The 10,354-nt window shown below is 43.5% G+C and carries 8 protein-coding genes; 1 reads left to right on the top strand and 7 read right to left on the bottom strand.

From position 1 onward, the window contains the following. Positions 1 to 45: 45 nt before the first annotated feature. The 6 genes from cobD to pilM form a co-directional block, all read right to left on the bottom strand. The gene (cobD, locus tag GNF10_RS31740; protein WP_185585778.1) at positions 46 to 1,116 is read right to left on the bottom strand and encodes a threonine-phosphate decarboxylase CobD; all 1,071 of its coding nucleotides are present in this window, start codon (positions 1,114 to 1,116) and stop codon (positions 46 to 48) included. A gap of 26 nt (positions 1,117 to 1,142) precedes the next feature. After that, complete coding sequence (locus tag GNF10_RS31735) at positions 1,143 to 1,427, bottom strand: HU family DNA-binding protein (RefSeq protein WP_010998076.1); 285 nt, start codon at positions 1,425 to 1,427, stop codon at positions 1,143 to 1,145. 698 nt (positions 1,428 to 2,125) lie between these two features. Then, positions 2,126 to 4,504 (bottom strand): type IV pilus secretin family protein, encoded by a 2,379-nt coding sequence (locus tag GNF10_RS31730; protein WP_185585779.1) that lies wholly within the window; start codon positions 4,502 to 4,504, stop codon positions 2,126 to 2,128. A 136-nt stretch (positions 4,505 to 4,640) separates the two neighbouring features. Continuing rightward, on the bottom strand, positions 4,641 to 5,417 hold the full coding sequence (locus tag GNF10_RS31725; protein ID WP_185585780.1) for a pilus assembly protein PilO: 777 nt from the start codon (positions 5,415 to 5,417) through the stop codon (positions 4,641 to 4,643). Further along, positions 5,414 to 6,190, bottom strand: coding sequence for a PilN domain-containing protein (locus tag GNF10_RS31720; RefSeq protein WP_185585781.1), 777 nt, complete (start codon positions 6,188 to 6,190; stop codon positions 5,414 to 5,416). Before GNF10_RS31720 ends, GNF10_RS31725 begins: the two co-directional genes overlap by 4 nt. Positions 6,191 to 6,307: 117 nt before the next feature. Further along, positions 6,308 to 7,414 carry a type IV pilus assembly protein PilM gene (pilM, locus tag GNF10_RS31715; RefSeq protein ID WP_114085264.1) on the bottom strand — a complete coding sequence of 369 codons (1,107 nt, stop codon included), beginning with the start codon at positions 7,412 to 7,414 and terminating at the stop codon, positions 6,308 to 6,310. A gap of 153 nt (positions 7,415 to 7,567) precedes the next feature. On the opposite strand from pilM, the gene GNF10_RS31710 reads away from it, so the two are divergent. Then, positions 7,568 to 8,866, top strand: coding sequence for a sugar ABC transporter substrate-binding protein (locus GNF10_RS31710; protein ID WP_185585782.1), 1,299 nt, complete (start codon positions 7,568 to 7,570; stop codon positions 8,864 to 8,866). Between the two features lie 73 nt (positions 8,867 to 8,939). Here the strand turns inward: GNF10_RS31710 and GNF10_RS31705 are convergent, their stop codons facing one another. After that, a complete protein-coding gene (locus GNF10_RS31705) occupies positions 8,940 to 10,316 on the bottom strand; it encodes a folylpolyglutamate synthase/dihydrofolate synthase family protein (RefSeq protein WP_185585783.1) in 1,377 nt (458 codons plus the stop codon). Positions 10,317 to 10,354: the final 38 nt, after the last annotated feature.

Here is a 10,354-nt window from a genome sequence, read left to right as displayed (position 1 = left end):
CTTCTTCCCCTCCTCCCTCTGCCTCCCCTGCCTCCCTTGCCTCCCCTACTTCCCACTCAACACTGAGTTTAGCGCTGTTAGTAAGCGTTGGTTATCGGACTCTTCGCGTACAGCAACCCGGAAAAAGCGATCGCCTAATTCTTTAAAACTAAGGCAATCACGGATTAAAATCTGGTGATACTTGAGTAATTGGTGCTGTAACTGCGAAGTAGACTCTTCAGACTCAACCAGTAAAAAGTTAGCAGCACTTATTTGGGGTTGCAATCCCGGTATTTCAGCCAAACCCTGAAAGAGTTGGTTTCGTGCAGGTGGTAGCCATGCCCAGGTTTGCTGCTGAAACTCTGTATCCTGGAGGGCTGCAATTGCCGCCGCAGCAGCTAGAGTGTTTACGGGCCAAGGGTCACGCCATCGCTGCCATTTAGCTAGGCAGTCGGGGTGGGCGATCGCATATCCTAATCGCAATCCTGGGAGACTGTAAAATTTGGTTAGCGATCGCAATATTACTAAATTCGGATATTCCTGCACCACCGGAATTAGGCTTTGTTCCTCATTAGGCGGCACAAAATCCATAAATGCTTCATCCACCACAACCAAAGCAAATTGCTCCAGGTAGGGCAAGATAGAGTCCCGTGAAAATATCTTTCCGGTTGGGTTGTGGGGATTATTCAGCAATAATCCTTTGTCATTCGTCCTTTGTCCTTTGTCAATGAATAATGACCAATGACCAGTGACTAATGACAAAGGACACTCCAGCACATTAGCGTTATACGCTGCCAAGGTTCGGTAATAGTCACCAAAGGCTGGAGTGATTAAAGTTGTCGCGGCTAATTGAGCCAATTCCCTACCTATTAAAGTGAGTAATTCTGCGGAGCCGTTACCCGGCAGAATCCACTCAGGAGGCAGTTGATGGAAGTGACTGAGAGCTAGTCTCAGTTCACTATAGTTTGGGTCTGGATAGTGCTTAAGATTACCAAGCTGGGACAGTATAGCAGCGATCGCGCTGTTTGGAGGCCCCAACGGGCTGATGCTAGCAGAAAAATCCAGAATAGCATCAGGGGGACAGCCAGCCAGTGCTGCTGCCCAGGCTAAATTCCCCCCGTGTGCAGGTTGCCGCATTAAAAAAGGGTTCCCGAAGACAGAACCTATGCTTTTGGGGGTGCTACCTTTTCTCTAAACAGTTTGCCTGCGGAGAAAGCAGGAACTCTCGTTGCGGGAATTTCCATTTTCTCATTTGTTTTCGGGTTGCGACCTTCGCGGGCTTTACGTTCGCGTGATTCAAATGAGCCAAATCCCACCAATGTCACCTTATCACCAGAGGAAACCGCTTCAATAATCGTTTCCAAAGCGGCAGTTAAGACTGCATCCGCTTGTTTCTTGGTAACACTAGCCTTTTCAGCTACGGCATCAACTAATTCACCTTTGTTCATGTCAAACTCCTGAAGGTTTACTTGAGATTCTTTACGGATGCACCCTGGTACATCTGTATTAAAATCTTTGTTAGCGGGAATACAAAAATCATCCTTTGGGAGTATGTTTACTCAAAACGGCTGTACATCCCATCGGCTCGACTTTTCAATGAATCATTCTAAAGCGTAGTAGCCTGATGTGGATAGATGAAACCATTAATTTATATAGATTTCAGGATTTTTTGTAGTTTTAGGGTACTTGTTTCACTAAAAACCACCCCAAAAGTAGGAAAAAATACTTAGTAAATACCGCAATCGCCAAGAAAACAGGGGAGTGGGGAGGTGGGAGATGGTGAGGATTTGTTGGGATTAATTACCGATGTTGAAGAGTTATTGCTGAGATTAAGCAATTTTTATGGAAATCGAAGGCTCATGTTCCCGATTTCTCTAAAAAGTCGGTTATTTTGCTCACTTTTCATATCATCTGAAAAATCCAACACGAAATTTAATCCCCTAGCGAGCTTTTTTAGTAGGGAAGGGGAAAAATCAAAGCGTCTCCCCTACAAGGCTATCCATTAGTTACATATTTCTTAACATTTGTGGTAGCGATCGCGAACACAATTTTTTCTAGTGCGTCTATTACGCAAGAAGATCCCCGACTTCTTAAAAAAGTCGGGGATCTGAGCATTTGCCAAATGTAACTTACCTGCTTGTTATCTTTATTGCCTACCGGGAAGCTTCAACCCTCGACGTTCAAGGATTTGCCGCACTTCTGGGCTGGGATTGTAGTTATAACCATAGGAGGAGTTTTCAGAGTCATCCATAATTTGAGGTGTGAGTAATACAATCACCTCATTGCGCTGGTTGGATCTATTTGTACTTCTAAACAGCGCACCAATAAGGGGAAGATCGCCCAAAATTGGAATCTTGGAAATACTTGTCCGGTCTTGGTCTTGAATAATGCCTGAGAGAATTAGTGTCTGACCATCTCGTAAGCGAATTAAGCCAGAAGTAAGGGAACGTTCAGAGACTAAAACAATTTGTCCATTTCCTGTATTTTGTGAGCCTGTGGGAGCGCTGACAGTAGGAGCAACCGATAGAGAAACGAACCCATTATCGTCAATCCGGTCAATTTTCACACTTAAGGTTAAGCCAACTTTTTGTTTTTCAATTGTTCTTTCTGTCCTAGAACCACCAGAAGTATCGGTTGTTTGGAGAGTTATATTTCCCACCACTTCCTGAGTCAGATTGACAAGAGCCTGTTGACCTTCTTGAACAATTAAAGTTGGGTCAGTCAAAATCTTGGCATTGCCATTTGTGACTTGAGCTTGCAAGCTACTGAGAAGACGTTTGGGGAATTGATAAATAGAAGGCAAGCTATATGTATATTGAGCAGGGGTTTGGCCAGTTACCTGACTAGTATATTGAGTCGGTAGACCAGTAACCGGGTCAAACTGAGTTGGAACAGATGTAATTGTTCCTGGAGTTGCTGCGGTAAATGCAGAAAGACCTGGTTGCGTTGGGTTAGAGTTTACACCAGCAGTAGGTATTCCTGTATTTGGATCTTGTGGGTTAAGAAAAATATTTGCGCTACTAAGTGGATTAGCGGTTGTAGGTGTACTAGTAACACTACTTGCTACTTCAGAACTAGTAGCTGGTCTGGAACCACCGAAATTAAGAGACGCTGCACCACCATCATTTGAAAAATAGTTGTTGCCAATCCCAAAAGAAAAGCTAGTGTTATAGTCCTGAGTGTTATTGAGATTAACATCGATAATCTTGACGTTAACTACCACTTGACGACGGCGGATATCAAGCTGAGTTAGTTGAGCCATTGCCATCTGAACTAGCTTGGGAGGCCCAATCAAGGTTAAAGAATTAGTGCGTTCATCTCCTAATGCCTGTAAACCTCTCAGTAATGGGTTAGAGTCTTTGAAATCAACGCGTTGAGTTTCAACCTTGGTTTCTGTAGTTGTCTGAGCTTGTGTGATGGGAGCAGCTGCATTCCCAACAGCTACAGCACTAACACTGGTAACTTGTCGTTCTCGGCTGATGGCACTTTCTGCCCCCAAGCCAACCAAAAAGTTGATGGCGACTCCCACCGTGACCTGATTGAGTCGCAGGTTACGCATAACCATGTCACGGGTGGAATTAGGTAGTTTAGGCCCCACAAAAACTGTGCGATTACTGCGGTTAGCTTCTAAACCACTCAAACGCAAGACGTAGTTAAACACATCTTGTACTGGCTCGTTTTCTATATCTAAAGAGATGGTTTGAGAAGTTGCTTGTGCAGTAGCACCTGGTTGACCTCCACCACCTTGCTCACCTCCGATATAAGCCAAGTTCAAATTAGCAGCACGAGCAAGCAGTGACAAAACCTCACGCACCGGTGCATCTCGCAATACTAAGCGGGGCACACGTTCCTGAGTTCCTAAGTCAATGGTGCTAGGAGAAGCATCAGTGGCGGAAACAGCAATATCTCCTACTGGTGGGGCAACGGCTCTGGGTAAGAAAGGTGGAGCCTGGCTTAGAGGTTGGCCTGGCCCAGCAGCTTGTGCAGGTTGTCCGTCAATGGTGACTTGTGGATTGGGAACAAGAACACCTGAATTTTGACCAGGTTGGACTGGAGTTGTAGCAGGCGGTGCTGTGGGTGTTGGCGCTGTTGGCGTTGGTGCTGATGCTATAGTGCCTGCCGATGGACTAAAGCTGAGTGTAATTCCATTTTGCGATCGCACCACGGGTTGACTGCTAGGTATATTGCTGCTGCCAGTTACCGTTACCCGAATGCTGTTGGCATCAAGCTGGCTAACCTCGACAGATGCAATTCCTGGTGCTGGGCTATCTTGACGAAAACTATTACCTTGTGGTAATCGTAATTGAGTATTGATAATATCTGCAACTAAAGCCTTACCTCTTTTTGTTGTGAAAACTTGCGGGCGCGAGCCTGAAGAAGTTTTCAAAGCAACACTAATTCCACCATTAACTGGATTTAACTGGACATTAGTAACTTGACTAATTTGTGCCCAAACTGGTTGAGCTGCCAAAAATACAAAAGCGGCAGTACCTAATATAAAACTATTACCGTGAAGCTGTTTCACAGTTCATTCCTCACCTAATAAAACCTTGTTTACAAACAATTTTGAGTAGTTCGTTAAAAGTAAGAAGTTATGAGTGAATAGTTAGGAATGATAACTCCTAACTCACAATTCACAATTCATAACTACTAATTAAAAACTACTTTTTCGGGGCAGCTTTAGCTGCGGCAGCAGCTTTAGCTGCTATTTCTTCAGGACTAAGTGGCATCAATACCTGTAACTGGAATGATGTGTTAATCGCTGCCGGCCCAACCTGTACTGGTGTTTTGTCTAATGGGGATCTTGACTCTACTGGAGCCAAATTTGCTTGATAATCTTTAACTATCAACAAAGGCTGTAATCGCTCAATGTTACGAATTATCGATTGTGTTTGCTCATAAGTTCCTGTAATTTCGGCATTGATAGTGCTGCGTTGCAGCTTGCCGTCAACCAGTAGTCCTAAAGATCCATCAATAATTGGTTCTGGCTTTTGGGAAACTGGTACAAATTTCTTCAGTTTGGCTCTGACTGCATTAATAGAAGTTGGAGTATTGCCAGACTCAATCAAACGGTTCAAATCTAACAGCAATGTATCTAAGGTTTTTTCGTTAGCAAATAAACCTAAAACCTGAACTTTTTGCTGTTTTGCCTGCGCTAGCTCTTCTTTAACTTTGCCAATCTCTTTGATACTGGCTTTTTTTTGCTCAATTTGCGCTTGCAGTTCAGAACTTTTGGCTTGCTGCTGCTGGTAGCTTTCCCAAGCTGGCATTAGCAGGTTTAACAATATATAACCTGCTCCCGCTAAACCAATTACCCCTACCAAGATGCCAATGATTTTTGGTGTAAAAGCAATACCAAATATCACGGGGTGGGCTGGCGTTTCCGAATTGAATTCGCCACCATGTTCGGCAAAATTTAAATCATCACTCAGCGTCATTTTGGAATGACTCCTGTTTGTTGCATACTACGAATTCGAGTTACTAACCCCACTGTGCCTTTTTTTTCCAACTCCCGGATTAATTCCGAAGCTGGAATATCGCTCATGCTAGATTGAATAGTGTATTTAACTACTTGGGGTGGCTTAATTGTTACACCACTAGAAGGTTGTGCTGCACCTGGTGGTAAGGGAGCATCTACTAATGCTGCCGTCAGAATTCTGCTTTCTGTGGACTTCAAGAACCGAGACTGTTGTAAACTCAATAAGAAATCATTGACATCGTTAAAAGAACGAGCCAATCCGGTAATTTCTAATCCGCCGGCCGGATTGCTTGGGGGCTGCCCTGCTACTACCGCAAGAGGTGGGATTTGCTTAATAGTTTCGATTTGCACTGCTGTTGGGATGCGATCGCGCAAATCTTGCAGCATTGCTGACCAAGGTCGAATCTGGTCGAATACAGTGACTAAAGCTTGGGTTTCCCCTTTAACTGCACTCGTCTCGGCTTTGATTTTGTTCAGATTTCCTATTTCAGTATCTAATCTCTTACTTTCCTGATCGAATTGTGCTATCTGAGCATCTAATTCAACAATCTTCCCTTGCAACAACCACCAACTAACTCCCAATAAAGCTGGAAGACCTATACCTACTGCAACCCCCACATACACTGGTGTCATATTACCTGTAGGGAATTTTAGGGATATTCCTCCCTTTCTGTCAGGCTTTTGCTGGTATGCTGGGCGATCTTTAAGAAAATTAACATCCAAACTGTACATTTTCTCACACCAATTAGAAACAAATATTTATGGTTTGAGAATTCTCAAACAGCGTAACTATCAAAACAAACAATCCAAAATCGTTCGACTGAGCGAAGTCGAAGTCTAAAATCGGTATTACACCTCCCGCATTCCTAAACCAAGTACAATCGCCAAGCCAGAACGTTGTACCTGTGGATATTTATCAGTGTCAACTTCTAACGACAAAGACCCAATTGGATCTATTTGGGTAGTTGGCAAGCTTAATCGTTGGGTAAAGAATTCATCTAGCTGTTGGAGTCCGCCTCCTGGCCCAGCTAATAAAATCTGCGCTACCTCCAAATTTTCACTTTGATTAAGGTAAAAATCGATTGAACGGCGCAGTTCATCCGTTAGTTCTCCCAATACTCTTAATATGGCTGCCATACCAGGATCGATTTCGGTAACACCGGTTTTCCCACCATCTAGAGGAGTTGGGGGAATAATCATTCCGTGTAACAGTTCCATATCTCGTGATGTGGGTAAGCTCATTGCCCTTGCTAACGCAGTTTGCATTTGATAAGTGCCTATGGGCACTGTGCGCGAAAATTGCGGTACTCCGTTAACAATGATGGCGATTTCTGTACTGTCGAACTCTATATCAACTAGGACTGCTGCTTCTTGCGGCCCAAATTGTCGCAGTTGCTCACGAATAGTTCGAATCAGGGCAAAACTGTTAATTTCTAAAACATCAATTTGTAGTCCTGCCTGTTCGAATGTACTTATATAGGTATCCGTTATTTCCTTGCGAGTGGCTACTAAAAGTACGTGTACTTTTTCAATGCCATCCTCATCTACAAAGTAGTCAAGTTTCTGATAATCTACATCAGCTTCTTCACGGGGATAGGGCAAATACAAACCTGCTTCATGGTTTAGCACCATTTCTCGCAGTTCTTTGTCATCTAACTCCGTTGGTACAGGTATAATCCGAACGATGGAATCTCGCCCTGGTACACCAGTGGCAACACGAGTAGTTTTGATTTTGCTTTCTGCTAGCGCCTGCTGGATTAATTGCGCCATTGCTGCGGGATCGGTGATTTGACCATCGGTAACTACGCCTTCTGGAACTGCTACCGATGTAAAGGTTTCTAGTTTCAAGCCTTGACGCTGTTTGCGTAGCTGAACTACATTTACCCGTTCGGGAGCAAGTTCAATGCCGACCCCTTTATTCGATTTGCCAAACAGACGATTGAATTTTTGTACCACAGTTGTGCCCGATGGACTGCTAAATTGAAAATTTAAATTTGTTGTGGATAGAAACGTAATATATTACGTCTCTACACGTAATTTATTTAGCCTATAATCTCGACAATTCTGTCTAAGCTTTTCACACTGATCAAGCGTAAAAATACTGGGAAAATGATTCAATTGCGAAAATTTAAACAACTTCTTGCTTTGGCACTGCTTGGCTTATTAACCAGTTGGATTGTAAGTTGCAGCACAGGTAATGTTAGTACAAATACAAAACAAGCTAATTCAGGAGGGGCAACTATTGAGTTTTGGACAATGCAACTCCAACCTCAATTTACCGACTACTTCAAAAATCTAATTGCAAATTTTGAATCGCAAAATCCAGGTATAAAGATTAACTGGGTTGATGTGCCTTGGGCAGCTATGGAGAACAAAATTTTAACAGCTGTCTCAGCAAAAACGCCACCTGATGTAGTTAACCTCAATCCAGGTTTCGCTTCCCAACTGGCGGGGCGAAATGCCTGGTTAGATTTAGATGCGAAAGTCTCAAACGATATACGTTCCTCCTATCTACCGAATATCTGGAAAGCGAGTACGCTTAATGGCAAGAGTTTTGGGTTTCCCTGGTATCTCACCACAAGGTTAACCATTTATAACACTGATTTATTAAAACAGGCAGGTATCAATAAGATACCCTCAACCTACGCAGAATTAGCACAAGCAGCACAACAAATTAAAGATAAGACTGGCAAATATGCCTTTTTTGTAACTTTCGTACCGCAAGATTCCGGTGAAGTGCTGGAATCTTTTGTGCAAATGGGAGTCACCTTAGTAGATGCTGATGGAAAAGCAGCGTTTAATTCAGCACAAGGTAAGGCAGCGTTCCAGTACTGGGTAGACTTGTATAAAAAAGGGCTACTGCCTAAAGAGGCTTTAACGCAAGGACATCGCCATGCGATCGATTTATATCAATCTGGAGAAACTGTGTTTCTAGCTTCTGGGCCAGAGTTTCTAAAAACGATCGCTAATAATGCCCCGAAAATCGCCCAAGCTTCAGCAATAGCACCTCAATTAACTGGTGACACAGGTAAGAAAAATGTCGCGGTGATGAACATAGTTATTCCCCGTGATAGCAAACAGCCAGATAGCGCTGTTAAGTTTGCGTTATTTGTTACCAATGACGAAAATCAGTTAGCTTTTGCGAAAGCTGCAAATGTTCTACCTTCTACAATCAAAGCATTATCTGATAGTTACTTTAAAGATGTTCCAGCTAATGCTTCTACAGTAGAAAAAGCGCGAGTTATCACTGCTAAACAACTGCAACAAGCAGAAATATTAACCCCGACTTTGAAGGATTTTAACAAACTACAAAAAGCAGTTTACGAGAACTTGCAAGCAGCAATGTTAGATCAAAAAACTGTAGATAAAGCCGTAGAAGATGCGGCACAAGAGTGGAACAATAGATAAATTGGGAATTGGGAATTGGGAATTAGTCAATAGTTTTTCTTCTCCTACTCCCTAATTCCCCTTATTTACCTCACTACTTACTCCTCCTTTGTAAAAAATCGCCTACTAGATAAAGGGAACCACATAAAACGCTTAAATTGTCTTTGGTGGTGGTTGAAGTTGCGGCTTCTAGTGCTGTAAATAAATCTGGATGGATTTGGCGATCGCTTAATTTGGGACAGATGCTATAAGCTAGGTTTGCTAAGGAGTCTAGATCGGCAGAGGTTCTACCTGGCCAGGATTCTACTGGTATTGGTACTAAAAAAAGGCGATCGCCTGGCCGCAGCAGGGCGGCAAAAATATCAGCATGATCCTTATCGGAAAACATTCCTATAATCCAAGTGATGGGCTTGGGATTAACTGCGTCTAAGCTATCAACATACCGACGAAGAACTTGGGCGGCGGCAGTATTATGAGCGCCATCAAGTAATATTTTATGGTTGTTCCAGGTAGCCCATTGCATCCGCCCTGGCCATTGAGTTTTTGCCATGCCCTTAATTATGGCTTCTTCAGAAATCTGCCAACCCTGTTGTTGGAGAATTTCTAAAGCTGCTATTGCCAAAGCTGAATTTGCTAATTGAATTTGTCCGGCTAGTGGCAAAGGATATTTAATTAATTGAGAATTTTGAAGTGTTTGATATTCTGCCCATCCTGTAGTGATTTGACGGGCAGGTTGAGGCGTAAAAATTGGACATTCTAATTCTAAAGCGCGCGATCGCACAACTTCTTCTGCATCCGGTGGCAATTGCCCAACCACGACGGGACATGCAGCTTTGAGAATACCTGCTTTTTCTCTAGCAATGTCCGCGACGGTGGGGCCAAGTTGCTGCCAATGTTCTCGACTGATGGAAGTGATGATAGTAACTATGGGTTCCAAACAGACATTAGTTGCATCTAAGCGCCCTCCTAGTCCGACTTCTACCACAGCCACATCTACTTGCTGCTGGGCAAAATATAACCAAGCAGCCGCTGTAATTACTTCAAACTGAGTGGGGTTCCCATACTTCTGTGAAAAAGTTTTATCCCCCCTATCCTCCTCCAAGTGGGAAACATAGCCCCCCTTGGAAAGGAGGGTTGGGGGGATCTCCTCGTCACCAGCCTGAATAACTGCTTGGACTTTTTCTAATAATTGGCTCAGTTCTTCAGAAGAAATTGGCTGTTCATTCAAACAAATACGTTCCGTCCAATCGACTAAATGGGGGGAAGTGTAGCGTCCTGTGCGATAACCAGCCTCAGTAAGTATTGAGGAAAGATAGGCACAGACGGAACCTTTCCCATTAGTGCCAGCAACATGAATTACCGGGACTTGGTGATGAGGATTGCCGAGATTTGCCAATAAGTGGACAATGCGATCGAGTCCTAGATGGACACCAAAGCGTTGAAGGGGTTGTATTACAGAATCAATATCCAAGGAAGGAAGGCAAGGGGACAGGGGGCAAAGGGCAAGGG

It is taken from the genome of Nostoc sp. UCD121 (assembly GCF_014222285.1).
Lineage (GTDB): Bacteria > Cyanobacteriota > Cyanobacteriia > Cyanobacteriales > Nostocaceae > Nostoc.
This window is presented reverse-complemented; position numbering and strand designations above follow the sequence as displayed.